We start from the raw sequence: 24,018 nt of genomic DNA on the forward strand, positions 1-24,018 counted from the left end.
CGGAAAGCTCAGGAGTAGGTCACCCAGTCGGCGTGCTGGGCGTCATCCAAGTGCGGCAGGGTGTTGTAGGTCACCAGCATGTGGCGCTTGGGCGTGTAGGCCAGTTCGGTCAGTGAGCTGTTACGGATACGCAGGTTCAGCTCGATGGTCGTCTCGGGCGTGGTGCCCAGGATGTGGCCCACTGCGGTGGAAATGGGCCCGCCGCTGCTGACGATCAGTACATTGCCCGTGTGCGCCTTGCGTACATGGTCCAGCGCGCTGGTCACACCGTGCACAAAATCATCGTAGCTGGACATGCCTTGCGGGCTGATCACGCCGTTCATCCATTGCGTGAGCCCGTCACGCAGCAGCCGGAAGTGGTGGCGGTACATCTCGGGCGTGTCCGGCTTGGCCAGTGGCGCGGGGTGGATCGCCCTGATGACGGCTTCGCTGTCATATTCATTGAGCCCGGGCCATTCCAGTGGCGTGTGGGTGAGGCCGGCCCCTTGGGCAATACCCGCCCAGGTCTGCGCATGGCGCCTGAGCGTGCCGGTGATCACGGCCTCAAACTGCAAGCCCTTGCCCGCAAAGTACTCTCCCAGCCGCACACTCTGCCGGTGGCCGAGTTCGCTGAGCTTGTCGTAATCCGCAGCCCCGAAAGAAGCCTGCCCGTGCCGCACCAGATAGAGATTGCCCATGGGGATATTTAAGCCCAATCGGCACCTGGCGCTTGTTAAATGTGCGACAGCAGCTATGAAAATCAGAGCGCCGTGGCCAGCCAGGAATGCGACTTCTTAGTGCTCGGGCAGGAGCCGGTACCCCATATGGGGCCAATTGCCAGGCCCTGTGGCCAAAGCCTTGATGGCGGCGACGAACTCTTGTCGATGCCGGGGCAGGCGACCTGATTCGACGGCTTGTTCCAGCAAAGCGTGTGCCTCCGAACGGCTCAAAGCCAGATTGCCGGCGAACCAGTCGGTCAGCCGCGCCATGTCGGCCTCGGCCATACCACAAGTGCCTGGTGTGCTTTGAGCCGGTCCAAATGAAGAACGTAATGCGTGAGATATCGATGTACGAGGGTTTGGGGGCATGGTGCATGACTCCACAAAAGGCCCCGGCGGCTGCTCCGGGGCCTTCTGCTACCTGGGCTCAGTAGTCCATATCAGCCGTGGCGGGAGCCACCGGCTTCTCCTCCTTGGGCGCTTCGGCCACGCTGGCGTCCGTGGTCAGGATCAAGCCGGCCACCGATGCCGCGTTCTGCAGCGCCGTGCGGGTGACCTTGGTAGGGTCGATAACGCCCATCTCGATCAGGTCGCCGTACTGCGAAGTGCCCGCGTTGTAGCCCCAGGCGCCTTTGCCAGCCAGGACCTTGTCGATCACCACCGACGCTTCGTCGCCGGCATTGAATGCGATGGCACGTAGCGGCTCCTCAATCGCGCGCAGCACGATCTTGATGCCGGCGTCCTGGTCCTCATTGGCGCCCTTGAGGCCTTTGATGGCTGCACGTGCCCGCAGCAGGGCTACGCCGCCGCCGGGAACGATGCCTTCCTCGACCGCTGCGCGCGTGGCGTGCAGTGCATCGTCCACACGGTCTTTCTTCTCCTTCATTTCCACTTCAGTGGCTGCACCGATCTTGATGACCGCCACCCCGCCAGCGAGTTTGGCAATGCGCTCCTGCAACTTTTCCTTGTCGTAGTCGGAGGTGCTGTTCTCAATTCCGGCACGCAGGGTGGAGACGCGGGCCTTGATGGCGGTTTGGTCGCCCGCGCCATCGATGATGGTGGTGGTGTCCTTGTGGATTTCCACCCGCTTGGCGCGGCCCAAATCGGCCAGCGTGGTCTTGTCCAGTTGCTTGCCCACTTCCTCGGCAATGACGGTGCCGCCGGTGAGGATGGCGATGTCTTCCAGCATGGCCTTGCGGCGGTCGCCAAAGCCGGGTGCCTTGACCGCGGCCACCTTGAGGATGCCGCGCATGCTGTTGACCACTAGGGTCGCCAGGGCTTCGCCTTCCAGGTCTTCTGCGATGATCAGCAAGGGGCGGCCAGCCTTGGCCACTTCTTCCAAGACCGGTAGCAGGTCGCGGATGTTGGAGATCTTCTTGTCATGCAACAGGACCAGCGGCTCGTCCAGCACGCAGGTTTGCTTGTCGGGGTTGTTGACAAAATAGGGGCTGATGAAGCCGCGGTCGAACTGCATGCCCTCGACCACGTCCAGCTCGTTGTCCAGGCTCTTGCCGTCTTCCACGGTGATCACGCCTTCCTTGCCCACCTTTTCCATGGCTTTGGCAATGATGTCGCCGATCGCGCTGTCCGAGTTGGCGGACAGGGCTGCCACCTGGGCAATTTCCTTGTTGGTGCTGCAGGGTTTGGACAAGACTTTCAGCTCGGCCACCACGGCTTCGGTCGCCTTGTCGATGCCGCGCTTGAGGTCCATCGGATTCATGCCGGCCGTCACATACTTCATGCCCTCCTTCACGATGGCCTGGGCCAGCACAGTTGCCGTCGTGGTGCCATCACCCGCCACATCGGCAGTCTTGGATGCGACTTGTTTGACCATCTGGGCGCCCATGTTCTCGAACTTGTCCTTGAGCTCGATCTCTTTGGCCACGCTCACGCCGTCCTTGGTGATCACCGGTGATCCGAAGCTCTTTTCGATCACCACATTGCGGCCTTTGGGGCCCAGCGTGACCTTGACGGCGTCGGCCAGGGTGTTCACACCCTTAAGAATGCGGCTGCGGGCACCGTCATGAAACTTGACTTCTTTTGCTGCCATTTTTCAATCTCCTTGTGTATCTGTGAAATGCGTGTTCAGGCGACCTTTTTGAGAGGTACCGTTGCAGTGGTTTCGATGATGCCCAGCACATCCTCTTCCTTGAGGACCAGCAACTCCTGGTCGTCGACTTTCACCGTCTGTCCGGCGTACTTGCCAAAGAGCACCCGGTCGCCCTTGGCTACCTGCAGGGGGCGGATGGTGCCGTCGTGCAAGAGGCGCCCGGTGCCCACGGCTATCACGTCGCCCTGCTCGGGCTTTTCCGTGGCCGAATCGGGGATGACGATGCCGGAGGCGGTCTGACGCTGTTGATCGATCCGCTTAACGATAATCCGGTCGTAAAGGGGACGAATTTCCATGACGAAATCTCCTGTTCAAAATCAGATTAAGGGTAAGTTCGCCCCGCCTTGGGGGGCGGAGCAGACTGACTCAATGAATCAGCGATTTTTGAAATAGGGATTCGGGAATTTTTTTCAAGCCCTTTTTTTGCCGACCTGCGTTTGGCTTACAGAAGCACGATTCGGCTGCTATGCCCCAGGTGGTAACGGGTCAGGGATTGCCGCACGCCCACCGCCGGGCGGGCCGCAACCGGACAGGGCGGCTGGCGGCTCCCATCAGACTGCAGGGTGTCGTCCGCACCAGCGTCCTTCCACAAGCCATTTTTGACCGGCCTGAACAACCAGCGGATATAACCCACCCGCGCGCCCAAGTGCATCAGCTCTTCCCGGTCGGGTGCCTCGGTCAGCATGAAGTCGTCGGTCTCTTCGCCGAACGGGTGGTCTGCAAAGGCTTGTCGACACTCCAGGGCTTCCCGCTCGGTGGCACCCGCCGTGTTGCAGCCACGTCGTTCTTCCCGCACCAGATCCCAGGCCCCGAGCTGCCATGCCGCACCCAGCATGGCGTCATCCAGGTTCGCCATGCGGGACCAGGGCTCGCTGAGCTGCATGGCTGTGCCCGGAATGCTCGTTAGCGTGTCCTGCGGCAGGGTGGAGGGCGGATCGCGAGTTAGGTCGCGCTTCGCAAAGCCGTGCCAGTGCACGGACAGCAAGACCGGCGTGTTGGCACGGGGCACTGCGGTGAGGGACACCGCGACCACCGGCAATCCCACGGATTGAATCTGCGCTAAGACCTTGTCAAAGACTTGCATCCATTACAACCTCCTTGGCAGAAAAAATTCTGCATCAAGTGATGGCGTTTCGCAACCGCCGGGGCAATGAAGGCACAGGCTCATCCAGGGCTTCAGACTTGCAGTACGTCGGCAAACACCGCCGAATCCACATTCCCGCCGCACAGCGTAATTCCCACGGTCTGGCCGCGCAGGCTCTCGCGTTCTTGCATGGCCGCCGCAAAGCTCGCAGCCCCCGCGCCTTCAGCCACGTTGTGGGTGCAGGCGAAGATCTGGCGCATGGCTTGGGCGACTTCGGCGTCTGTAACCTGCGCGATGTGGTCGATCTCGCCGAGCAAGATGTGCAGGGCCTCGGGGTCGGCCACGCGGCAGGCCATGCCGTCAGCCAGCAGGGTGGTGACGGGGGCTTCGACCACCTTGCCGGCCTTGAGCGAGTCGGCGTAGGTGGTGGCGTGGGCGCTGACGACGCCGACGATGCGGGCGTTGTGGCCCAGAGCCTTTTTTGCGGCCACGGCGCTGCAGGCGCCGCTGCCCTGGCCGATGGGCACGTAGATGACGTCAATGTCAGGCGCGGCTTTGAGCAGCTCCCACCAGTAGGTACTGACGCCGCGCAGCAGGTCGGGGTGGAAGCTGGGCACCATGTGGGCGCCACGTTCCTTGGCAAGGCCTATGGCGAATTCGCGGCTTTCCTGGAAGTCGCTGCCGTGTTCGATGAGGTTGACGCCCAGTGCGCGCATGGCGGCGTTCTTTTCCACCGAGTTGCCATGCGGGACCACGATGGTGCAGGGCACACCGTGAGCCCGCGCCGCCCAGCCAATGCTTTGGCCGTGGTTGCCGCGCGTGGCGCTGATGACTTCGGCAGGCAGGGCGCCGCGCTGGGCGAGCTGGTCAAAGTAGGTCAGGCCGCCGCGGATCTTGAAGGCGCCCACGGGGGTGTGGTTCTCGTGCTTGACCCAGCAACTGGTGCCCAGCAGGGCGTTGAGCTGGCCCCAGCTGTAGTGCGGGGTTGCGGCGAATTCACGGTAGACCACCTGGGCGGCGGCTTCGATGTCGTGCAGGGTTGGGAGCAGGGCGTTGGCGGTCATGCGGTTTTCAGTCGGGCGGGGTCAGTGGGCGTGGGTGCTGCTGCGCAGCAGCTGCAGTCCGGCCAGTCCGAATACGGCGGCCAGCAGGCCTTCAAACCAGCGGCGCGACGTGGTGTAGAGGCGGCGTGCGGTGGGTGTGGAAAACGCCAGCGCGTAGCCAAAGAAGACGAGCACACCCAGCGTCATGCAGCCCGCCAACACGGTCAGCACCACGGCACGCGGCGCATCAGGCGGCAGCGCCAACGTGACGATGGCCAGCCAGGAGAGGATGGCCTTGGGGTTGGTGAGGTGCATGGCGGTGCCGCGCAGGTAGAGTGCGCGGGCGCTGACGTCTTTGGCGGCCGTGGTGGCGTTGGGTGGTGCATCGGCCTGGCAGGCCGAGCGGCCGGACTTGTAGGCCAGCCACAGCAGATAGAGCCCGCCCACGATCTTCATGGCGATGAGCCCGGTACTGAAGGCCGCCAGCACCTGCGAGATACCCATTGCGGCCAGCACACCCCAGAACCACGAGCCGCTGACCACGCCAGCAGCCAGCCACAGCGCGGGCCGGCGCCCGGCGTTCATGGCCATGCCCATGATGGCCATATTGCTGGGGCCGGGACTGGCGGTGTTGACGATGTAGGTGGCCCAGGCCAGGCCCAGGTGGGCGGTGAGCAGCGTGGTGCTCATAGCGCCACCTTGCCTTCAATGCAGGTGACCGAATCGCCACCGACCCAGACCTGGCCCGTTTCATCCTGTTCGATGAAGACGCGTCCATCCCGGCCTATGCAGGTGCCCTGGGCTGCCACATAGCGTGTGGGTGCCAAGCCGTCGGCGATCAGCCATTGCGCCAGGCTGGCGTTGAAACTGCCGGTGACCGGATCTTCGGTGACGCCGATGTCGTCGGCAAAAAAACGCACCTCCACGCTGGGAGTGTCGTCGCTGGCAGTTGGTGCGGCGGCGGTACGGGCGCCAAAGGCACGCGCTTCGCGGTTGCTGCGCACTATTAAATCAGGAGCTGCTTGCGCAATATCCATACCGGCTACACCGATTCCGCGTGCCAAACCCTTGAGGACGGAATGGTCCGGGCGCAGCTCCAGCACTGTCTCCGTACTATCGAGCAGCAGACCCAGCCACACCGGGCCGTTGTCCAGCCACTGCGCGGCGCGGATCTGCCCGGGCTGCACGCCCAAGCCCACCGCCACGCGGGCCAACAAGGCGGCATCGGGTGTGCTGCGTTGCAGGGGCGGCGCGGCGAAGGCCAGGCGGCTGCCGTCGCGCTTGAGCTTGACCAGACCTTTCTTGCATTCCTGCACGATGTGGCCGGCTGCCTGGGGCTGGCCCCCGGCTTCCAGCCAGGCGTGGCAGCTACCCAGTGTGGGGTGGCCGGCAAATGGCAGCTCGTCGGCGGGCGTGAAGATGCGCACTTGGTAGTCTGCCCCCTGAGCCGCAGCGGCCGGGCTGGGCGGGAGCAGAAAGGTGGTCTCGGACAGGTTGGTCCACAGGGCAAAGGCCTGCATGGCCTCGTCGCTAAGGCCACTGCCGTCCATCACCACGCCCAGAGCGTTGCCCAGGTAGGGCACAGCGGTGAAAACGTCGACTTGCCGGTAGGCGCGTGGGGGCATGGAATGGCTCCTGAACAATCAGAGGGTGATTTCGCCGCGTATGCAGGTGACGGAATCGCCACCCACCCAGACCTGGCCGCTGCTGTCCTGCTCAATATGGACGCGGCCCTCGCGCTGGATGCAGACGCCTTGGGTGACGACGTACTTTTTGGGCATGTATTCGTCGGCAATCAGCCACTGGGCCAGATCGCCGTTGAAGCTGCCCGTCACCGGGTCTTCGTTGATGCCTTCAGGCGCGACAAAGGCGCGCACTTCCAGCTGGTTGGCCACCAGGTTGATGGCGTTCTGCACATTGGCCACGCCCGCCACGCCCACCTTGACCCCCATGCGCTTGAGCGCGGGGTAGTCGGGCTGCAGCTGCAGCACGGTCTGGCGGTCGTCCAGCAGCAGGGCCAGCCAGTCGGTGCCGTTGCTCAGTGTTTGCGTGGCCACGATCTGTGCGGCCTTGAGGCCCAGCGCGACCGCTACCTGGGCGAGCTGGCTGGGGCTGGGGTTGCGGCGGCGCACCGGCGGCGCAGCGAAGGCCAGGCGGGTGCCGTCGCGGCAGATCTGCACCAGCCCGCCCTGGCATTGCTGCACGATGCGCTTGCTGTTTTTGGGCTGGCCGCCCGCTTCCAGCCAGGCGTGGCAACTGCCCAGCGTGGGGTGGCCGGCAAAGCCCAGTTCCACCTCGGGCGTGAAGATGCGCACCTGGTAGTCCGCGCCCTGGGCCGCCGCCTCGGGCGTGGGCGGCAACAGAAACGAGGTCTCGCTCAGATTGCTCCATCGCGCAAACGCCTGCATCGCTGCCGTGTCCAGTCCCGTCGCATCCAGCACCACGGCCAGAGGGTTGCCCAGGTAGGGCTGGGCGGTGAAAACATCGACTTGGGCGAAGCGGCGTTGCTGGGGCACGGGAAACCTTTCTGTGGTGGGGGAGGGAACTATGAGAGGGGAAGATCAAGCACACCGCGGGTGGCGGGGCGCTCCAAGATGCTGGCGAACCAGCGCTCCAGATGCGGCCAGGCCGGACGCGCCTGGGGCAGCGCGAACCAGCGGTGCACATCGCAGGCCACGGGAATGTCGGCCATGCTGAACTGTGCGCCGCAGACATAGGCGCGGTCCGCCAGATGGTCGTTGAGCTGGGCCATGGCCGGCTCGGTGGCGGCGGTGGAGCGGGCGATGATGGCGGCATCGCGCTTGTCCTCGGGTGTGCGGAACCATTGCACAAAGGCCAAACCGCTGTCGCGGTTCAGCGTGGTCTGCTGCCAGTCCATCCAGCGTTCGGCGTCAAAGCGCTGTTCCAGATTGGCGGGGTAGAGCTGGTCACTGCCATACTTGGCGCACAGGTAGCGAACGATGGCATTGCTCTCCCAGAGCGTGAAGTCGCCGTCCTGCAGCGTGGGCACCAGGGCGTTGGGATTCATGGACAGGTATTCGGGCGTCTTGACCACGCCGTAGGCCAGGCCTGCGTCGCTGCGGGTGAAGGCCACACCGGTTTCCTGCGCGGCCCAGACCACCTTGCGCACATTGAGGGAGGACAGGCGTCCCCAGATATGAACCGCCATGCTCAGCCCCTTTGTTCTTGAATCGCGGCGGCCAGCGCGGCCACGCCGCGGCGGATTTCTTCCACGCTGGGTGTGACGAAGGACAGGCGCATGGTGCGCGGATCCCCACCGTTGGCGTAGAAGGGCTCGCCCGGCACAAAGGCCACGCCCTTGTCCACGGCGTGGGGCAGCAGGTTCACCGCGTTCATGCCCTTGGGCAGGCGCGCCCAGAGGAACATGCCGCCGGCCGGGGTGTTCCAGGTCAGCGTGTCATTGGCGTTGGCGCCGGCGGGGAAGTGCTGTGCCAGCGCCTCCAGCATGGCGTCGCGCTGCGCCTTGTAGAGCGCGCGGATGGCGGGCACATGGCGGTCCAGAAAGCCGTTTTGCATGACTTCCACAATGGCGCGCTGGTTGAAGCCGGGGCTGTGCAGGTCGGCGGCCTGCTTGGCCTGCAGCAGCTTGGGGTAGACGGCCTTGGGCGCCACGATGAAGCCCATGCGCAAGCCAGGGGCCAGCACCTTGGAAAAAGAGCCCAGGTAGATGCCACCCTCGGGGTTGCGCGCGGTCAGCGGGGCGGGCGGCGGGGTGTCGAACCAGAGGTCGCCATAGGGGTTGTCTTCCATCAGCGGCAGGCCCAGGCGGGCGGCGGTGCTACTCAGGGCGGCACGGCGGGCTTCGCTCATGGTGCGGCCGGTGGGGTTCTGGAAATTGGGCAGCACATAGAGGAAGCGGGCACCGTCGGCCTTCTTTTCCAAGTCAGCAATGTCCACGCCATCGTCATCGCTGGCCACGCTCACTACCTCGGGCTCCATGGGTACAAAGGCGGATACGGCGCCCAGGTAGGTGGGCGACTCGACCAGTACCTTGCTGCCCGCGTCGATCAGGATCTTGGCCACCAGGTCCAGGCCTTGCTGCGAGCCGGTGGTGATCAGCACCTGGCCGGGGTCCACGTTCCAGGGCAGCTGGGCTGCCACCATCTCGCGCAGCGGGCCGTAGCCCTCAGAGGCGGCGTACTGCAGGGCGCCAGCCGGATCGTCCTTCAGCACCTTGGCGCAGGCGTCCCGGAATTCGGGCACGGGGAAAGTCTGGCTCGACGGCAGGCCGCCGGCAAAGCTGATGATGCCGGGCTTCTCGGTCACTTTGAGGATCTCGCGGATCACCGAGGGGTTCATCTTGGCAGCGCGTGCGGCCAGGGTCCAATGGGTCGTCATGGGGTCTCCAGTATTTTGGGTGTGTGGGACAGAGTGTCGCATTTCATTCAATTGACCAGCATGGGGTACAGGGACGCCCCCAGCGCCAGCGCCATGGTGATGTTGAAGATGCGCAGGCGCAGCGGGTCCTGCAGCAGGCCGCGCATGGCTTGGCCAAAACCCACCCAGACCGCCGAGCAGGGGCTGCCCAGTACCAGCGACATCAGCGCCAGCACCATGACCTGCGAGACGCTGGCGTCCGGCGGCAGGTAGGCGCTCATGGCGGTGACGATCATCACCCAGGCCTTGGGGTTGATCCACTGGAAGGCCGCTGCACCCCAGAAGCCCAGGGGCTTGGCGGCGGGGGCGTCCGTGTCTGCGTCCGCAGGGCGGGCCGTGGCCAGCTTCCAGGCCAGCCACAGCAGATAGGCCGCACCGCCCCAGCGCATGATTTGGTAGATGGCCGGAAACTGGTCCAGCACCGCATGCAGGCCCAGGCCCACGCACAGCAGCATGACGGTAAAGCCGATCTGCACGCCGAGCAGGTGCGGCAGCGAGCGGCGCACGCCGAAGTTCACGCCTGAGGCCATGAGCATGGTGTTGTTGGGGCCCGGCGTGACGGAGCTCACGATGAGGAACAGGCCGGCGGCGATCATCAAATCGTGGTTCATGCAGGCAGCCCCTCCAGTGCCGGCGTGATGTGTGCCAGCGCGCGTTCCAGGTACAGCTCTTTTTCGTTGACCGGTGCGAAGTAGTACAGCACCTCACGGGCGTCTTCCAGTCCCTTGAGGCGCGCGATCAGCCAGGCTGCTACGTACTGGGCCGACAGGCAGCCGCCCGCCGTGGCGATATTGCCCTGGGCGTGGAAGGCCTGGTTCACCACGCGCACGCCGGCAGCCTGCACCCAGGGCTTGCTGGTCAGGTCGGTGCAGGCGGCCAGGTTGCCGGTGAGTCCGAGTTTGGCCAGCAAAAAGGTGCCCGAGCACTGCGCAGCAATCAACTGGCGCGCCGGGTCCAGATGCAGCTGGGACAGAAGGGATGGATCGGCTGCAACCTCACGCGTCTTCATGCCACTGCCAATCAGCACGGCGTCGGCTGTGTTGGCGTCCGCCAGACTGCAGTGGGCGTCGATGGTCAGCCCGTTCATGGAGGTCACCCGCGGTGTGGGGCTGGCAATCTGCACCTGCCACGCGGTGTCGCCGCGCAGGGAGATACGCCCCAGCATGCCGTAGGCGATGAGGGAGTCGAGTTCGTTGAATCCGTCGAAAGTGAGAATGGCAATGCGCATGTTCAGGCTCCGCGAGGTGGGGGTGGGCTCGCCAGGCGTTTGCCGGCGAACACGGTGGTGACGACTGCAAGTGCGAAGCCCACAGTCACCACATCCAGCGATTCGCCCAGCAGTGGTACGGCCACCAGAATGCTGAGAAAAGGCTGCAACAGTTGTACCTGGCTGACCTTGAGCATGCCGCCCAGCGCCAGCCCGCGGTACCAGGCAAAGAAGCCGGCCCACATGGAAAACACGCCCACGTACGCCAGCGCACCCCAGGACGCGGCCTGCACCGGCTGCGTGGGCCAGGTGAACCAGGCGCCTGGCAGTGTGACGGGAAGGGCCAGCACGCAGACCCAGCAGATCACACGTTCTGCCCCCAGCGTGGGTGTGACCTTGGCGCCATAGACATAGCCCAGCGCCCCCGCCAGCACGGCGCCCAGCATCAGCAGGTCTGCCCATTCCAGCACCAGGCCGCCGGGCTGGGCGGCGCGCAGCAGCGAAAACGCCACCACCAAGGCCGCCCCCAACACCGCGCAGAGCCAGAAGCCAAGCCGCGCGCGCTGGTGCAGTACCAACGCCGCCACTGCTGCGGTGGCCAGCGGCAGCAGCGCGAGGATCACGGCCGCGTGGCCGGCGCTGACGTGGCGCAGCGCATAGGCGATCAGGATAGGGAAGCCCAGCGCATTGCCCAGCGCGGCCAGCAGCAGCGGCCCGCGTTCGGCCGCCGTGGGCCAGCGTGAGCGTGTGGCGAGCAGAAAGAGAACGGACAACCCGCCCGCCAGCGCCCCACGCCCCAGCGTGATGAACCAGGGGCTCAGTTGTGGCGCATCGGCCGTACCGGTGGCAAGGCGTGTCATGGGCAGCGTGGCCGCGAAGATGGCTACGCCCAGAAAGCCCAGCCAGAGGCCGCGTGCCTCGTTGCTGAGGGTGTTTGCGCTGGAGGCGGTGTTCATAGCGATCCCATCCAGATGGCGGTGGCCACCAGTACAGCGGCCATGCCGCGGTTGAACCAGCGCAGGCGCCGCCCCGTGGCCACACCGTTGACTACGGGGCCACCCAGCCAGTCGCGCAAGAGTGAGCCGATGGCGGCATACAGCAGGTTGCTGAAGAAGCCGAAGGCCAGCATCAGTGGCAGCGTGAGGGCGTAGCGCGCCAGTGCGTCTTCGCGCCCGGCCAGCCAGCCGGCGGTCACGGTCAGGCCCAGCATCCAGGCCTTGATGTTGAGAAACTGCAGCGCCACGCCCTGCCAGAAGGTGACGTTGAGACGGCTGGAATCCGCTTCGCCCAGGCTGCTGGCGCCGGCCAGCTTGAAGGCCAGCCACAGCAGGTAGGCAATGCCCAGCCACTGGATGGCGGTGCGCAAGAGCGGCAGCGCCACCACCAGAGCACCCAGGCCACCGGCACACAGAGTGAACAGCAGGCCCCAGCCCAAAGGCACAGCCAGCACAAAGTGCAGCGCGCCACGCAAACCACGGTTGGCCGCCAGCGCGGTGGACAGCGTGGTGTTGGGGCCGGGCGTGAAGCTGGCTGCGGTGGACAGCAAGAGCAGCGCAGTGAATTCGGCAGGGGGCATGGGGAGCAGCATGCGATTCACTGTACTTTCAAAAACAGCACACTTGCAGTACAGTTTGATGAAACAGTTAATAAACTGTATTGCTGGCACGGCCAACACAGAGGGCAGCACGCATGTTGATGAAAACCACTTCCCAGACCCTGGCTGAGCAGCTCGCCGGGGTGTTTGCGCAGCGCATCCGCGACCGCCTGCTGGCGCCCGGCGCGCGCCTGCCCTCGGTGCGCCTGTGCGCGCAGCAGCAGGGCGTGAGCCCGTCCACGGTGGTGGGCGCCTACGACCAACTGCTCGCCCAGGGGCTGGTGGAGGCTCGCAAGAACCGTGGCTTCTATGTGCGCGATCTGCCCTCGGTGGCCGTGGGCAGTGCGCAAGCAGCTATCGAATCAGGAGCGCACGGGGTGGCCAACCTCATGCTCACCGTGCCCCAGCGCTATGCGCCGCTCAATGCCACGGCCCTGATCCGCGGCATGTTCAAGGGCGTGAGCAGCAAGCCCCAGCCCGGCATGGGCGTGTTGCCCAAGGATTGGTTGCAGACCACCTTTCTGGCCACGGCGGTGCGGCGCAGCTGCAGCGTGGAGGCGCTCAACGCCTTCTCCCTGCAGTACGGCGAGCCAGCGGGTGACATGGGCCTGCGCCGCGCGCTGTCCACCAAGCTGGCGGGACTGTCGGTGCCGGCGGCCCCTGAGCAGATCATCACCACCGTGGGCGCCACCAACGCGCTTGATGTGGTCAGCCGCACCCTGCTGCGCGCGGGGGACTACGTGATGGTGGAAGAGCCCGGCTGGGCGATCGAGTTTGCCCGCCTAGACTCCCTGGGCATGCGCATCCTGCCGGTGCCGCGCCGTGCCGACGGGCCAGACCTGGAGGTGATGGCGCAGTACTGCCAGCAGCACCGACCCAAGCTGTTCGTGAGCGTGAGCGTGTTCCACAACCCCACGGGCTACTGCCTCACGCCCAGCAGCGCCTACCGCATCCTGCAGTTGGCCACGCAGCACGACTTCCACATCGTTGAGGACGACACCTACAGCCACTTCGCGCCCGAGCACTCCACCCGCCTGTGCGCGCTGGACGGCCTGCAGCGCACCATCTATGTGGCGGGCTTCGCCAAGATCCTCGCGCCCAACTGGCGCGTGGGCTACATGGCCGCGCCCAAGGATCTGGCCGAGCGCCTGCTCGACACCAAGCTGCTGTCCACCCTGACCACGCCCGCGCTGCTGGAAAAATCCATGGCCTGGTGCATCGAACAGGGCCAGCTGCGTCGCCACGCCGAGCGCATACGCACCCAGCTGGATGCAGCGCGCGCGCGCAGCGTCAAGCTCGCGCTGGCGCATGGCTGCACCTTTGCGTCGGACCCGGTGGGCATGTTCGGCTGGGTGGAAACGGGGGTCGACACCGACGCCCTGAGCCAGCGCATGCTGGACGAAGGCTACCTGCTCGCGCCCGGTGCGCTGTTCCACGCCCAGCGCACACCCAGCAGCCTCATGCGCATCAACTTCGCCAGCACGCAGGAGGCCCAATTCTGGAAGACCTTTGCCCGCTTGCGCGACGAGCAGGTGCGCGCATGAAGCGCTTGCTGCTTCTGGCGCTGTGGACGGCCTGCGCCGCGCAGGCCGCGCCCGCGTTGCGTTGCGGCTGGTGGGACAACCCCAGCCCCGGCAATGTGTGGCTGCATGACAAGGATGGTGAATGGGAAGTGGCCGTGCAAGGCGGCCACCAGGCCGATGGCGACTGGCCCGAGATTGCCGCGCGTCAGAAAGTGCGCGTCAACGGTAGTTACGGCTACGGTTGCGCCTGTGCTCGCGTGACCGTGAACACCCAGACCCGCCAGGTGCTGCGCATTCTGAGCGCACAAGCCCGCCCCCTGGCCCAGTGCCGTGCCGACGCTGCGCTGGGCAAACCACCCGGCTGATTTTTCAATGGAGACACTTTGATGGTGACGTGCTATCTGCGCTATGTGATCGATCCCTACAAGCTCGCCGAATTCGAGCATTACGGCAAGCTCTGGATTCCGCTGGTGGAACGCTTCGGCGGCCAGCACCACGGCTATTTCCTGCCTTCGGAAGGCGCCAACAACATCGCGCTGGCCATGTTCAGCTTCCCCAGCTTGGCGGCCTACGAGACCTACCGCCAGCAGTCCATGCAGGATGCCGAATGCCAGGCCGCCTTCCGCTACGCCGAAGAGACGCGTTGCATCATCAGCTACGAACGCAGCTTCTTCAGGCCGGTGTTTCGCTAAACCTGCCATGCAGATCCGCCCCGAAACCCCGGCCGACGTGGATGCCATCACGGTGCTCACGGCGCAGGCCTTTCTGCATGCAGAGCACACCAGCCACACCGAGCAGTTCATTGTCAACGCGCTGCGGCGGGCAGGCGTGCTCACAGTCTCGCTGGTGGCGCAGGCAGGGGATGACACGCTGCTGGGCCATGTGGCTTTGTCGCCCGTCACTGTGTCCGAATGCAGCGCGGGCTGGTATGGCCTGGGGCCGATTTCGGTAGCTCCGGCGCATCAAGGGCAAGGCATAGGCAGCCAGCTCATGCAGCGCGCCCTGGACGATCTGCGGGCGCTGGGGGCGGCCGGTTGTGTACTGTTGGGTGACCCGGCCTACTACGCCCGCTTCGGTTTTGCGCCGCGTGCAGGGCTGGTGCTGGAAGGTGTTCCGCCCGAATACTTCATGGCGCTGGCTTTTGGCGAAGAATTGCCACGCGGCGTGGTTCGCTACCACGCTGCGTTTGAGGCCACTGCGTAAACGGTGTTTTGTTTTGGGAAAATTGCTACGTTTTTAGTAGCTGCTTACGCAAATTGCATAAGGGTTATAGCCCTGATTGGCCCGTAATCAGGCTGTGGCCGCCAGCGAGCGCAGCAGCGCGCGGTTGACGTGGTCAGCTGGCAGGTCGTGGGCCTTGCAGACGTCGCGGATCATCTTGGTGGAGCCGCTTTCCAGCGCGCGGGCCACTTCCAGCCAGGGCGCGTAGGGACCGGTGTTGCCCAGCACGGCGGAGGCCACGCGGCCTGGCAGGGGCAGGCGGTGCAGGGCACTGCCCAGGTTGTCGCCCAGCAGCAGGTCCACCTGCGAGAAGATGCCGCAGAGGAAGACCTCGCGGCGCAGATCATCTTCGGCACCCGCGTCAGATAGGCGCTCCATGATGCGTGCGCGCAGCACCATGGCCGCGCGTATGGGGTGCAGGTTGGCGTCGCCGCTGGCGTGGGGCATCTGCTCCATGAGCCAGGCGCGCAGGCGGCTATAGCCCAGGTTCATGAGGCCCTGGCGCACGCTGCCAATCTCGTTGCGCAGCGCCAGTGCCGCCGAGTTGGCGTAGCGCAGAAAGCGGTACATCAGCAGCGGCTCCTCGCCCATGCGGCGCTCCAGCGCTTCCACGGATTCGTCGGCATCGATGGCCTGCACCAGTTCGCGCAGCAGCTGGCGTGCGGGCTGGATCTGCCGGTAGCGGTAGCCGTACAGCATTTCCTCCATCGGCCAGCCGGCCACGCCCCAAACGGCCTGGTGGTCCAGCGCGTGTTCGACCAAAGCCTGGCTGGCCAGGCCTTCATAAATGGTGTCCGGCACGATGGGGCTGGGCACGACGCCAGCCACGCCGCTGCCGCCGTCCTGGGTGCGGCGCAGCGCAGCGCGCAGGGCACGCAGGGCTTCTTCGGGGCTGAGGCTGCGCAGGGTTTTGTGAAAGCAGCCTTGCACCTCGGTGCGGGAGGCCTGGGGGTGTTCCCCGCTCCACACCAGGCGTTTGCTGCGCGCATGGGCCTGGCGCACCTGGTTCACGAGCGTGGCGTTGTCCAGCCAGGCATCGGGAACTTCCAGCCATATGCCGCCGGGCGGGGTGTGCTCCAGCAGGTCGCCCAGCAAGGCGGGCGAGCGCACGCTTAGGAGTTGGGTTTCGCCGCTGGCGGGCCAGAGCTCCTGCACGGCGGCAAGCAGGTGCTGCGCGTCCACGGCCTGGCCATTGACCGGGTCCACCCAGAGGCGGACTCCGCAGCGTTGGCGCCACTGGTTCCACAGGGGCTGGTAGCCCATGGTGACGCTGCCCAGCACCGAGTCGGTCATGGCCAGCCTAGCTGATGAAGTTAAAGAGGGAGAGCTTCTGCACTTGCGCGTAGGACTGCAGGGCGGCCGAGTAACCGGTCTGCTGGTTCTGGAAGTCGGAGATGCCCTTGATCATGTCCAGGTCTTCGGCGCGCGAACGGTTGCCTTCCTGCTCGATGTTGCGCTTGTCGTTGTCGCTGGTGATGCGGTCGGCCCGCCCCAGCAGGTCGCCGGCCTGGCCGCGCACGGCCGAGACGCGGGCCATGCTGATGTCGATATTGTGCAGGGCCTGGGCCACCGCTTGGGTGGCGGCGTTGCCGTTGGCGGCTTTTCCGATGTCGTTGATGGCAGTGTCCAGCACGCTGAAGACGCTGCGCTTGAAGTTCACGCTCACCGTGTCACCCACGGCGGGGCTGCCGACCACGGTGGCACCGGCGTCCTTGTCCGTGGTGGGAGGAATGCCGTTGATGTTGAAGGACAGGCCGGGGATGCCGGTGATGGCGATCTTGGCGGCGCTGCCGGTGGCGTAGGAGGCCGTGCCTCCCGACACCAGCGGGCTGGGGCCGCTCACGGGCGGTGTCTCCACGATGTCGTAGGTGACGGTGGTGGTGCCCGGCGTGGTGGTGGAGTCCAGCGCCGTGAAGGTGATGGTGTAACTGGGGTAGTCCGGGTTACCGGCCGTGGCCTGGGCCAGGGCGGCCGTGCTGGCCACGGTGGCGCTGTTGTTCACCACCACGCCATCGGTGGTCAGCGAGCGAGTGGCCGGGATCAGGCCGGTGCTGGTGTTGCCCACGGTGACGTTGAACACGCCATCGCGCGAGGGCTGGTTCATGAAGGCGGCTTCGCCGTCCAGCGTGAAAGGGATGGCGTACTGCCCGCTGGCGCTTTGGCCGGGCAGGCCGTTGAAGGTGTAGTCGGGTGCGGTGGACTGCGGGCCGACAAAGGGCGCGAGCGCGCTGCCCAGGGCGGCAAACAGGGGCAGTCCGTTGCTGTCCTTGGTGTTGGCCAGCGCGAGGATCTGGTCGCGCATGCCGCTGAGCTGGCCGGCGATGGTGGTGCGTTCCGAGGCGGTGTAGGCGCCGTTACCGGCAGTCACCACCAGTTCGCGGAAGTTCTGCAGCGCGTCGGTGATGTTGCCCAGCGTGCTTTCGGCCAGGGCGATGGAGTTGCGCTGGGCTTCCAGGGCGCGCTGGTCGGTGGCGATGCGGGCAATGCGGTTCATGGCGCGCTCGGCCTGGGCGGCGCCCGTGGGGTCGTCGGCGGCGCTGTTGATCTTCTTGCCCGAGGTAAGGCTTTCCTGCAGCTTGGAAAGATCGGACTGGCGGGTCTGCAGATTGCGCAGCGTGTTGTCGTAGGCGTTGGCCGAGGCCAGGCGGGTGAAGGAGGTCGAAGCCATGCGTTACTCCCGGGCGGCTAGCGCGAAAGGCCCTGGATCAGGGTCTCGAAGATGCTCTGGGCAATCTGGATCATCTTGGCCGAGGCCTGGTAGGCCTGCTGGTACTGCAGCAGCTTGGCGGCTTCTTCGTCCAGGTTCACGCCCGAGACACCGGCGCGGTCTTTTTCGGCATTGGTGGCGATGTTGGTGGACACCTGGGCCGAGTAGTTGGCGCTTTGCGAGCGGATGCCGATCTGCGAAATCAGGCCGGCGTAACCGTCGGTCAGCGCAGCGCCGTCAAACATGGCCACGTCGCGCAGGTCCATCATGGCCGTGGCATTGCCGCCGCTGGTCGCGGCATAGGCGTTCTGGCCAATCGTCACGGTGTCGCTGTTGGCGGGAGAGCCAGTGAGTTTGATGGAAAAGCCCGGAAAGCCGGCCGGCGTGTATTCGATAGCCTGGCCCGACACGTAGGGCTGGGCGGTTACGCCGGGCGTGAGGCCGGTGTTGTCCACGATGCTGTAAGTCGTGCCCGTGGGGCCGGTGGTGAAGGTCAGCGTGAAGCTGGGCTGGGGCACGGTGGAGGCCGTGGTGGCCAGGGTCTTGGCGCTGAGGCTGGAGAGGGCCAGCGAACCGGTGTTGGTGGGCGTGAGCTTGGCCGCCAGCGGTGCGGCCACGGCCAGCGCGCGTGGCGTGGCGAACTCGCGGGCGACCTTGCTGGCCGAGGTGCTGTAGGGCTTGAGCAGGAAGTGGTCGCCTGCGGTGGCTCCACCCGCGCCCGCAGCGGTAATCGTGAGACCGTCCACGGTGACCGGGTTGGTCATGTCGAAGGTGCGCACCAAGCCGTCGCTCATGCGCTTGATGGTGGCATTGGGTGGCGTGGTGAAGCGCACCTCGTAGTCCGACGCTTCCATCTGTGTGACATCGGCCACCGCCATGGACAGGCTGGCGGCCGAGGTCTGGCCGGTGGCCTCGTAGATGTTGGAGGAGCTGAAGGACACCGGTGTAAAGAGGTTGCCACCCACATTGCCGTCCAGGTCCAGGCCCAGCTTGTGCTGGTCGTTCATGGCCGTGGTGACACCAATGGTCAGGCGGCCCAGCAGGTTGCGTCCCTCGGCGAGGTCATTGTTCTGGAAGCGCAGCAGGCCCGACACTTCGCCGCCACCCAGGGCGTTTTCGTCCAGCACCATGGAGCTGCCGTTGCGCGTGATGGCCAGGCGGCTCTTGAGCGTGTCGCCGTATTCGTCGGGGACGATGGAGACGGGGGCCACCTCGGTGCCCAACACCAGGGCCTGGCTGCCGCCAATGAAGATGCCCAGCGTGCCATCGTCCGCCGGGATGGTGGTGGTCTGCACGTACTGGTTCAGGTCGCGGATCAGCTGGTCGCGGCGGTCCAGCAGGTCGTTGGGTGGCTGGCCGTTGCCTTGCGCGCGCGAGATTTGCTCGTTCACGTCGGCAATGTTGTGCGCCAGCGTGTTGATGGCGGTGACTTTCTCGCCGATGGACTGGGCGATGCCGCTTTGCAGGTCGTCCAGGCTTTGCGAGGCAGCGCGCATGCGGCGCGCGGTTTCGTCCACGCGCGTGAGTGCCACGGTGCGGGCGGTCAGGTCGGTGGGGGCGCTGGCCACGTCCGAGAACGCGTTGAGCATGTCGTTGATGCTGGCGCCCAGGCCGTCGGTACCGCCCTGGAAGATGTTGGTGAGCTGGGTGAGGTAGTTGGCGCGGGTGACGTCGGCCGCCTGCGTGGTGCTGGCCAGCGTGCTCTGGCGGTTCAAAAAGGAGTCGAAATTGCGCTGGATGGTCTGGACCGACACACCCTTGCCGATGTAGCCACCACCGGTGAATTGCCCGGCCACGGTTTGCAGCACCACCTTCTGGCGCGAGTAGCCCGCGGTGTTGACGTTGGCAATGTTGTTGCCCGTGGTCTGCAGGGCCACCAGGTTGGCCTGCAGGGCCTGCGCGCCGATGTTGAGAATGCTCATGGGGTTCTCCGCTTACACCTGCACGCGGCGCAGCTGCAGTGTGGTGTTGATGGCGCGGCTCAGCTTGGCGGCGTACTCGGGGTCGGTGGCATAGCCGGCCTTCTGCAGGCCGGTGGCAAAGGCATGGGCCGAGGTCGTGGCAGTGCGCGCCTTGGCGTAGCGCGGGCTTTCCGAAATCAGGCGCGCGTAATCCTTGAAGGAGTCTTCGTAGGAGTCGTAGGCCCGGAATTTGGCGACCTGTTTGCGGGCCACTCCATCCACGTATTCGGTGGTGGTGACTTCGGCCACCTTGCCGGTCCAGCCGGCGCCGGCCTTGATGCCGAACAGGTTGTAGGACTGGGTGCCGCCCTTGCCCTTGATCTCGTACTTGCCCCAACCGGTCTCATGGCCAGCCTGGCCCAGCATAAAGCTGGCGGGAATGCCCGTGGCCTTCTCGACCTTGCTGGCCGTGTCGGAGTGCTTTTTGACGAAGTCGCTCTGGCTTTCGGTGGGTGCGCGCTTGGTCTTGACGGGCGTGATCTTGGCGTCCATACCCAGATCGGTGGTGGCGGTGACTGGGGGGGTGGCGGGCTTGGCGATGGGTTCCGTGCCGGGCATGGTCACGCCCATTTGGCGCGCCAGCTGCTGGGAGATCAGGTCCGACAGGCCGCCGGGCTGGCCCGACATCTGCACGGAAAACTGCTGGTCCAAAAGATCGGTGCCCAGGTCGCTGCCGGGGTTGTCCAGCATGCCAGCCTTCATCGCATTGTTGGCTTCGCGCATGCTTTTGACCAGCTCGCGCATGAAGAGGGACTCGAACTGCTTGGCCGTTTCCTTGATGGTCTCAACCGTGGCCTTGCCGGCCTCCAGCTTGAGGTTGGACAGCGACTGGGAGTCCGCGGCCAGGTTTTGGGTGATGGACGCCGAGGAGGTGCCGTAGATGGAACCGTAGCTCATGTCAGGCCTCCTGCCGAGCCGCCTCAAAGGAGGCCGCGCCCCCCTGGGGGGCAGTGCGTACACGAAGTGATGAACGTGGGGGCTTCATATGACCTCCAGTTCCGCGTTGAGGGCGCCGGCAGACTTGATGGCTTGCAGGATGGCCAGCAGGTCTTGCGGGGTGGCGCCCAGCGAGTTCAGGGCTTTGACCACATCGGTCAGCTGCGCGGCGGCGCCCAGCTGGATCAGTTTGCCGGGCTCGGACTTGATGTCGATGTTGGCCTTTTCGGTTACCACGGTCTGCCCACCTGACAGGGGGCTGGGCTGGCTCACCACCGGGGTGCTGGAGATGCTGATGGAGAGGTTGCCGTGCGCAATGGCGCAGGGGCCCAGCGTCACCGCCTGGTTGAGCACGATGGAGCCGGTGCGTGAATTGATGATGACCTTGGCGGCCGCCACCGAGGACTCGATGGGCAGCTCTTCCATTTCGGCGATGAAGCTCACGCGCTCGTTGGGGTCGAGGGGGGCCTTGACCTGTACGGTACGGCCGTCCTGCGCCTGGGCCACGCCGGTGCCAAACTTGCGGTTGATGGCTTGGGCCACCTTGCGGGCGGTCTGGAAGTCGGAGGAACTCAGGCTCAGGCTGATGCTGTCGCCCTCCTGCAGCGTGGTGGGCACCGAGCGTTCCACCTGTGCACCGTCGGGGATACGGCCCACGCTGAGATGGTTGACGGTGACCTTGCTGCCGCCGGCGGCAGCGCCTGCACCGGCCACGATCAGGTTGCCCTGGGCCAGGGCGTACACCTCACCGTCCACGCCCTTGAGTGGGGTGGAAATCAGGGTGCCACCCTTGAGTGACTTGGCGTTGCCGAGCGACGAGACGTTGATATCCAGCAATTGGCCGGGGCGGGCAAAGGCGGGCAACTGGGCCGTGACCAGCACTGCGGCCACGTTTTTCATCTGCAGCTGGGCGGCCTGGGCGGGTGCCAGCGTCAGGCCCAGCTGTTTCATGTAATTGGCCAGGCCCTGGGAGGTGTAGGGCATCTGGGTGGTCTGGTCACCGGTGCCATCCAGGCCCACGACCAAGCCAAAGCCGGTCAGTTGGTTGGTGCGCACACCCTCGATGGCGGCGACTTCCTTGATGCGGGTGGCGGCCAGGACCGTGCTGCTGGCGGCCACCGTGAGGGCCAGGCACATCGCGCGCAACCAGGGGCGGCTGCGGCGGGAGGGGGCGTGGTTCCAGAGTGTCATGTGCAGAGTCGGTAACGGGGTCGGTCCGACTGGACCTATTACCCCTCGGCACAATTCTGGAGAACTTTAGAAGGGGTTAAAGTTCAAAAAGAACCGGGATAACCAGCCAACTGTTTGGGCTTCGTTCTGGGCGCCGCGGCCCTTGGATTCGACACGGACGTTGGCCACCTGCAGCGAGCTGATCAAATTGTTGGGCTGCAGCATGCGCGGGTTGACGGTGCCGGTGAAGCGCATCACGTCCACGTTCTGGTTCACGCCAATCTGCTTCTCGCCGGCCACCACCAGGTTGCCGTTGGGCAGCACCTCTATCACGGTGGTGGAAATGGAACCGCTGAAGGTGTTGGCGGCTTCGGTGCCGCCCTTGCCGGAGAAGTCGTTGTTGGTCTTGGCCGTCATCTCCAGGTTTTTCAGGTCTGGCCCCAGCATGCTGGGCAGCGGCGGGGTGATGGCGGAGTCGATCGAGGTGTTGCGGTTGACCGTGGACTTGGACACCTGGCTGGCGGCCAGGCTTTCAACAATCTGGATGGTCACGATGTCGCCCAGCGCGCGTGCACGGCTGTCCTCAAAGGCGGGGCGGTAGGTGGCAGGCTGGTACAGGCTGCCCTTGCTGGGACGGGCCTGTGCGGCATTGACGGCAGCGGACTGCTCGGGTTTGACCTCGGCAAAGTCCACCACGGCCTTGGGCGGAATGCCTTGGCAGCCGGTCAACCACAAAGCGCTGGCCAATGCGGCATAAAAACTGCCTCTGGCCCTCATGGTATGTGCGCAAGCAGCTACTGTTTTCATAGCAAGCCTCATAGCTGTCCGAGTTTTTGCAGCATCTGGTCCGAGGTCTGGATCGCCTTGGAGTTCATTTCGTAGGCGCGCTGGGTCTGGATCATGGTGACCAGTTCCTGCACCACGTTGACGTTGGAGGTTTCCACAAAACCCTGCAGCACGGCGCCCAGGCCGTTGGCATTGGGCACGCCTGCGTTGGGTTGGCCCGAGGCGGCGGTTTCCTGGAAGATGTTCTGCCCCTTGGGCTCCAGGCCGGCGGGGTTGATGAAGCTGGCCGTGGTGATGTTGCCCACGGTTTGTGGTGTGGTGTTGCCGGGCACGGTGACGGAGACCGTGCCGTCCTGCGCGATGGACAGGTTGGTGGCGTTGGCCGGTACCGTGATGCCGCCCTGCACCAGCAGGCCGGATGAGGTGACCACGCGGCCCTGGTTGTCGAGCTGGAAAGCACCGTCGCGGGTGTAGCCGGTGGTGCCGTCGGGCATGGTGACCTGGAAGAAGCCGTTGCCCTGGATGGCGACGTCCAGGTTGTTGTTGGTCTGCTGCAGATTGCCTTGCGAGAAGGTGCGGCTGGTGGCCACCGTGCGCACACCCAGGCCCACCTGCAGGCCGGTGGGCAGGGTGGACTGCTCGGAGCTGTTGGAGCCGACCTGGCGCAGGTTCTGGTACATCAGGTCTTCGAAGACGGCGTGCGCCTTCTTGAAGCCGTTGGTGGAGACGTTGGCCAGGTTGTTGGAAATCACGTCCAGCTGCATTTGCTGGGCTTCCATGCCGGTCTTGGAGATCCAGAGGGAGTTGATCATGGTGTGTTTTCCTTAAGCGTTAGCCTTGCAGGCCCAGGAGCTGGCCGGCGGAGCGGTCGTTGGATTCGGCGGTCTGCATGAGGCGCATCTGGGCCTCGAACTGGCGGGCGGTCTGGATCATGCCGACCATGGATTCGATGGCGTTGACGTTGGAGCCTTCGAGCACGCCCACTTGCACGCGGGCGGTGTCTTCGTTGTTGAGCGGGTCGCCAGAGAGCGTGCGGAACAGGCCGTCCTCGCCGCGCTTGAGCGGGTCTTCCGCCGTGGGCACCGCCAGTTTGAGCCGGCCGATCACGTTGGCGGGCTGGCCGCCGGTCTTGGCGCTGATGCTGCCGTCCGGGCTGATGGTGACTTCGGCACCGATGGGCGCTGTGATGGCGCCGCCGTCGCTGGAGAGTACCTGGCGGCCGTTGCCGGTGACCAGGGTGCCGTCGGTGGCGATTTCAAAGTTGCCGTTGCGTGTGTAGGCCTCGTTGCCGTCCAGGCCCTGCACGGCAAACCAGGCGTCGCCCATGGCCATCGCGTCCAGCGCGCGGTCGGTGCGCTGGGCCGGGCCGGGCGTGTTGAGGTGGCCGGCCGTGGCTTCCACGGCAAACACGCGGGTGGTGGCGCCGTCGCCGCGCAGGGGTACGGCGCGGTAGGTGGCCAGCTGGGCGCGGAAGCCGTTGGTGGAGACGTTGGCCAGGTTGTTGGACAGCACCGACTGGCGGCTGGCAGCCGCATTGGCGCCCGTCATGGCGGTATAGATCAGGCGGTCCATGGTGCTCT

27 protein-coding genes are annotated in these 24,018 nt (G+C 65.4%); 4 read left to right on the forward strand and 23 right to left on the reverse strand.

Translation table 11 applies throughout. The features are described from left to right. Window positions 1-8: 8 nt before the first annotated feature. From AC1RNN_RS15520 to AC1RNN_RS15590, 15 genes are all read right to left on the reverse strand, one after another. Window positions 9-677: a histidine phosphatase family protein gene (locus AC1RNN_RS15520; protein ID WP_493090279.1), complete on the reverse strand. Its 669-nt coding sequence runs from the start codon at window positions 675-677 to the stop codon at window positions 9-11. 96 nt (window positions 678-773) lie between these two features. Beyond that, complete coding sequence (locus tag AC1RNN_RS15525) at window positions 774-983, reverse strand: hypothetical protein (protein ID WP_493090278.1); 210 nt, start codon at window positions 981-983, stop codon at window positions 774-776. A gap of 142 nt (window positions 984-1,125) precedes the next feature. Next, window positions 1,126-2,748: a chaperonin GroEL gene (gene groL, locus AC1RNN_RS15530; RefSeq protein ID WP_493090277.1), complete on the reverse strand. Its 1,623-nt coding sequence runs from the start codon at window positions 2,746-2,748 to the stop codon at window positions 1,126-1,128. A gap of 35 nt (window positions 2,749-2,783) precedes the next feature. Beyond that, complete coding sequence (locus tag AC1RNN_RS15535) at window positions 2,784-3,104, reverse strand: co-chaperone GroES (RefSeq protein ID WP_493090276.1); 321 nt, start codon at window positions 3,102-3,104, stop codon at window positions 2,784-2,786. A gap of 146 nt (window positions 3,105-3,250) precedes the next feature. After that, window positions 3,251-3,892, reverse strand: a complete 642-nt coding sequence (locus tag AC1RNN_RS15540; RefSeq protein WP_493090275.1) for a diguanylate cyclase — start codon at window positions 3,890-3,892, stop codon at window positions 3,251-3,253. 92 nt (window positions 3,893-3,984) lie between these two features. Further along, window positions 3,985-4,956, reverse strand: a complete 972-nt coding sequence (locus AC1RNN_RS15545) for a threonine dehydratase (RefSeq protein WP_493090274.1) — start codon at window positions 4,954-4,956, stop codon at window positions 3,985-3,987. 21 nt (window positions 4,957-4,977) lie between these two features. Beyond that, window positions 4,978-5,625, reverse strand: a complete 648-nt coding sequence (locus AC1RNN_RS15550) for a LysE family translocator (RefSeq protein ID WP_493090273.1) — start codon at window positions 5,623-5,625, stop codon at window positions 4,978-4,980. Next, window positions 5,622-6,560, reverse strand: coding sequence for a PhzF family phenazine biosynthesis protein (locus AC1RNN_RS15555; RefSeq protein WP_493090272.1), 939 nt, complete (start codon window positions 6,558-6,560; stop codon window positions 5,622-5,624). Before AC1RNN_RS15555 ends, AC1RNN_RS15550 begins: the two co-directional genes overlap by 4 nt. Window positions 6,561-6,578: 18 nt before the next feature. Beyond that, window positions 6,579-7,451: a PhzF family phenazine biosynthesis protein gene (locus AC1RNN_RS15560; protein ID WP_493090271.1), complete on the reverse strand. Its 873-nt coding sequence runs from the start codon at window positions 7,449-7,451 to the stop codon at window positions 6,579-6,581. A gap of 29 nt (window positions 7,452-7,480) precedes the next feature. Next, entirely contained in the window at window positions 7,481-8,104 is a 624-nt protein-coding gene (locus AC1RNN_RS15565) for a glutathione S-transferase family protein (protein WP_493090270.1), read from the reverse strand. Window positions 8,105-8,106: 2 nt separating this feature from the next. Further along, entirely contained in the window at window positions 8,107-9,294 is a 1,188-nt protein-coding gene (locus AC1RNN_RS15570; protein WP_493090269.1) for an aminotransferase-like domain-containing protein, read from the reverse strand. Window positions 9,295-9,341: 47 nt separating this feature from the next. Further along, the gene (locus AC1RNN_RS15575; protein ID WP_493090267.1) at window positions 9,342-9,944 is read right to left on the reverse strand and encodes a LysE family translocator; all 603 of its coding nucleotides are present in this window, start codon (window positions 9,942-9,944) and stop codon (window positions 9,342-9,344) included. After that, on the reverse strand, window positions 9,941-10,561 hold the full coding sequence (locus tag AC1RNN_RS15580; RefSeq protein ID WP_493090266.1) for a DJ-1/PfpI family protein: 621 nt from the start codon (window positions 10,559-10,561) through the stop codon (window positions 9,941-9,943). The genes AC1RNN_RS15575 and AC1RNN_RS15580 overlap by 4 nt, the downstream gene beginning before the upstream one ends. A gap of 2 nt (window positions 10,562-10,563) precedes the next feature. Continuing rightward, the gene (locus AC1RNN_RS15585) at window positions 10,564-11,496 is read right to left on the reverse strand and encodes a DMT family transporter (RefSeq protein WP_493090264.1); all 933 of its coding nucleotides are present in this window, start codon (window positions 11,494-11,496) and stop codon (window positions 10,564-10,566) included. Continuing rightward, window positions 11,493-12,116 (reverse strand): LysE family translocator, encoded by a 624-nt coding sequence (locus tag AC1RNN_RS15590; RefSeq protein ID WP_493090329.1) that lies wholly within the window; start codon window positions 12,114-12,116, stop codon window positions 11,493-11,495. Before AC1RNN_RS15590 ends, AC1RNN_RS15585 begins: the two co-directional genes overlap by 4 nt. 113 nt (window positions 12,117-12,229) lie before the next feature. On the opposite strand from AC1RNN_RS15590, the gene AC1RNN_RS15595 reads away from it, so the two are divergent. From AC1RNN_RS15595 to AC1RNN_RS15610, 4 genes are read left to right on the forward strand one after another with little or no spacing between them, the layout of a single operon-like run. After that, entirely contained in the window at window positions 12,230-13,678 is a 1,449-nt protein-coding gene (locus tag AC1RNN_RS15595; RefSeq protein WP_493090262.1) for an aminotransferase-like domain-containing protein, read from the forward strand. Further along, the gene (locus AC1RNN_RS15600; protein ID WP_493090260.1) at window positions 13,675-14,022 is read left to right on the forward strand and encodes a DUF4087 domain-containing protein; all 348 of its coding nucleotides are present in this window, start codon (window positions 13,675-13,677) and stop codon (window positions 14,020-14,022) included. The genes AC1RNN_RS15595 and AC1RNN_RS15600 overlap by 4 nt, the downstream gene beginning before the upstream one ends. Before the next feature lie 21 nt (window positions 14,023-14,043). After that, window positions 14,044-14,349 (forward strand): NIPSNAP family protein, encoded by a 306-nt coding sequence (locus AC1RNN_RS15605; RefSeq protein WP_493090259.1) that lies wholly within the window; start codon window positions 14,044-14,046, stop codon window positions 14,347-14,349. Between the two features lie 7 nt (window positions 14,350-14,356). After that, on the forward strand, window positions 14,357-14,860 hold the full coding sequence (locus tag AC1RNN_RS15610) for a GNAT family N-acetyltransferase (RefSeq protein WP_493090257.1): 504 nt from the start codon (window positions 14,357-14,359) through the stop codon (window positions 14,858-14,860). 87 nt (window positions 14,861-14,947) lie between these two features. Here AC1RNN_RS15610 and AC1RNN_RS15615 read toward each other — a convergent pair whose 3' ends face one another. The 8 genes from AC1RNN_RS15615 to AC1RNN_RS15650 all read right to left on the reverse strand — a co-directional run bounded on the left by AC1RNN_RS15615 (window position 14,948) and on the right by AC1RNN_RS15650 (window position 24,010). Next, window positions 14,948-16,171 (reverse strand): HDOD domain-containing protein, encoded by a 1,224-nt coding sequence (locus AC1RNN_RS15615; RefSeq protein ID WP_493090255.1) that lies wholly within the window; start codon window positions 16,169-16,171, stop codon window positions 14,948-14,950. 7 nt (window positions 16,172-16,178) lie between these two features. Beyond that, the gene (flgL, locus tag AC1RNN_RS15620; protein WP_493090253.1) at window positions 16,179-17,546 is read right to left on the reverse strand and encodes a flagellar hook-associated protein FlgL; all 1,368 of its coding nucleotides are present in this window, start codon (window positions 17,544-17,546) and stop codon (window positions 16,179-16,181) included. A gap of 17 nt (window positions 17,547-17,563) precedes the next feature. Further along, on the reverse strand, window positions 17,564-19,507 hold the full coding sequence (gene flgK / locus AC1RNN_RS15625) for a flagellar hook-associated protein FlgK (protein WP_493090251.1): 1,944 nt from the start codon (window positions 19,505-19,507) through the stop codon (window positions 17,564-17,566). 12 nt (window positions 19,508-19,519) lie between these two features. Continuing rightward, on the reverse strand, window positions 19,520-20,443 hold the full coding sequence (gene flgJ, locus AC1RNN_RS15630) for a flagellar assembly peptidoglycan hydrolase FlgJ (RefSeq protein WP_493090250.1): 924 nt from the start codon (window positions 20,441-20,443) through the stop codon (window positions 19,520-19,522). An 84-nt stretch (window positions 20,444-20,527) separates the two neighbouring features. Next, on the reverse strand, window positions 20,528-21,619 hold the full coding sequence (locus AC1RNN_RS15635; RefSeq protein ID WP_493090327.1) for a flagellar basal body P-ring protein FlgI: 1,092 nt from the start codon (window positions 21,617-21,619) through the stop codon (window positions 20,528-20,530). A 120-nt stretch (window positions 21,620-21,739) separates the two neighbouring features. Continuing rightward, entirely contained in the window at window positions 21,740-22,429 is a 690-nt protein-coding gene (locus AC1RNN_RS15640; protein WP_493090248.1) for a flagellar basal body L-ring protein FlgH, read from the reverse strand. Between the two features lie 38 nt (window positions 22,430-22,467). After that, window positions 22,468-23,250, reverse strand: a complete 783-nt coding sequence (gene flgG, locus AC1RNN_RS15645; RefSeq protein ID WP_493090246.1) for a flagellar basal-body rod protein FlgG — start codon at window positions 23,248-23,250, stop codon at window positions 22,468-22,470. A gap of 19 nt (window positions 23,251-23,269) precedes the next feature. After that, window positions 23,270-24,010, reverse strand: coding sequence for a flagellar basal body rod protein FlgF (locus tag AC1RNN_RS15650; protein WP_493090244.1), 741 nt, complete (start codon window positions 24,008-24,010; stop codon window positions 23,270-23,272). Window positions 24,011-24,018 lie beyond the last annotated feature (8 nt).

The organism is Rhodoferax sp. GW822-FHT02D07 (assembly GCF_058802405.1).

Bases quoted from the DNA above. Each gene is read 5' to 3' on its own strand.
- AC1RNN_RS15545 (WP_493090274.1), bottom strand. From the start codon at position 4,956: ATGACCGCCAACGCCCTGCTCCCAACCCTGCACGACATCGAAGCCGCC.
- AC1RNN_RS15535 (WP_493090276.1), bottom strand. From the start codon at position 3,104: ATGGAAATTCGTCCCCTTTACGACCGGATTATCGTTAAGCGGATCGAT.
- AC1RNN_RS15580 (WP_493090266.1), bottom strand. From the start codon at position 10,561: ATGCGCATTGCCATTCTCACTTTCGACGGATTCAACGAACTCGACTCC.
- AC1RNN_RS15570 (WP_493090269.1), bottom strand. From the start codon at position 9,294: ATGACGACCCATTGGACCCTGGCCGCACGCGCTGCCAAGATGAACCCC.
- AC1RNN_RS15585 (WP_493090264.1), bottom strand. From the start codon at position 11,496: ATGAACACCGCCTCCAGCGCAAACACCCTCAGCAACGAGGCACGCGGC.
- AC1RNN_RS15520 (WP_493090279.1), bottom strand. From the start codon at position 677: ATGGGCAATCTCTATCTGGTGCGGCACGGGCAGGCTTCTTTCGGGGCT.
- flgK (WP_493090251.1), bottom strand. From the start codon at position 19,507: ATGAGCATTCTCAACATCGGCGCGCAGGCCCTGCAGGCCAACCTGGTG.
- AC1RNN_RS15605 (WP_493090259.1), top strand. From the start codon at position 14,044: ATGGTGACGTGCTATCTGCGCTATGTGATCGATCCCTACAAGCTCGCC.
- AC1RNN_RS15600 (WP_493090260.1), top strand. From the start codon at position 13,675: ATGAAGCGCTTGCTGCTTCTGGCGCTGTGGACGGCCTGCGCCGCGCAG.
- AC1RNN_RS15650 (WP_493090244.1), bottom strand. From the start codon at position 24,010: ATGGACCGCCTGATCTATACCGCCATGACGGGCGCCAATGCGGCTGCC.
- groL (WP_493090277.1), bottom strand. From the start codon at position 2,748: ATGGCAGCAAAAGAAGTCAAGTTTCATGACGGTGCCCGCAGCCGCATT.
- AC1RNN_RS15640 (WP_493090248.1), bottom strand. From the start codon at position 22,429: ATGAGGGCCAGAGGCAGTTTTTATGCCGCATTGGCCAGCGCTTTGTGG.
- AC1RNN_RS15550 (WP_493090273.1), bottom strand. From the start codon at position 5,625: ATGAGCACCACGCTGCTCACCGCCCACCTGGGCCTGGCCTGGGCCACC.
- AC1RNN_RS15590 (WP_493090329.1), bottom strand. From the start codon at position 12,116: ATGCCCCCTGCCGAATTCACTGCGCTGCTCTTGCTGTCCACCGCAGCC.
- AC1RNN_RS15525 (WP_493090278.1), bottom strand. From the start codon at position 983: ATGGCCGAGGCCGACATGGCGCGGCTGACCGACTGGTTCGCCGGCAAT.
- AC1RNN_RS15565 (WP_493090270.1), bottom strand. From the start codon at position 8,104: ATGGCGGTTCATATCTGGGGACGCCTGTCCTCCCTCAATGTGCGCAAG.
- AC1RNN_RS15635 (WP_493090327.1), bottom strand. From the start codon at position 21,619: ATGTGCCTGGCCCTCACGGTGGCCGCCAGCAGCACGGTCCTGGCCGCC.
- AC1RNN_RS15555 (WP_493090272.1), bottom strand. From the start codon at position 6,560: ATGCCCCCACGCGCCTACCGGCAAGTCGACGTTTTCACCGCTGTGCCC.
- AC1RNN_RS15610 (WP_493090257.1), top strand. From the start codon at position 14,357: ATGCAGATCCGCCCCGAAACCCCGGCCGACGTGGATGCCATCACGGTG.
- AC1RNN_RS15540 (WP_493090275.1), bottom strand. From the start codon at position 3,892: ATGCAAGTCTTTGACAAGGTCTTAGCGCAGATTCAATCCGTGGGATTG.
- flgL (WP_493090253.1), bottom strand. From the start codon at position 17,546: ATGGCTTCGACCTCCTTCACCCGCCTGGCCTCGGCCAACGCCTACGAC.
- flgG (WP_493090246.1), bottom strand. From the start codon at position 23,250: ATGATCAACTCCCTCTGGATCTCCAAGACCGGCATGGAAGCCCAGCAA.
- AC1RNN_RS15575 (WP_493090267.1), bottom strand. From the start codon at position 9,944: ATGAACCACGATTTGATGATCGCCGCCGGCCTGTTCCTCATCGTGAGC.
- flgJ (WP_493090250.1), bottom strand. From the start codon at position 20,443: ATGAGCTACGGTTCCATCTACGGCACCTCCTCGGCGTCCATCACCCAA.
- AC1RNN_RS15595 (WP_493090262.1), top strand. From the start codon at position 12,230: ATGTTGATGAAAACCACTTCCCAGACCCTGGCTGAGCAGCTCGCCGGG.
- AC1RNN_RS15615 (WP_493090255.1), bottom strand. From the start codon at position 16,171: ATGACCGACTCGGTGCTGGGCAGCGTCACCATGGGCTACCAGCCCCTG.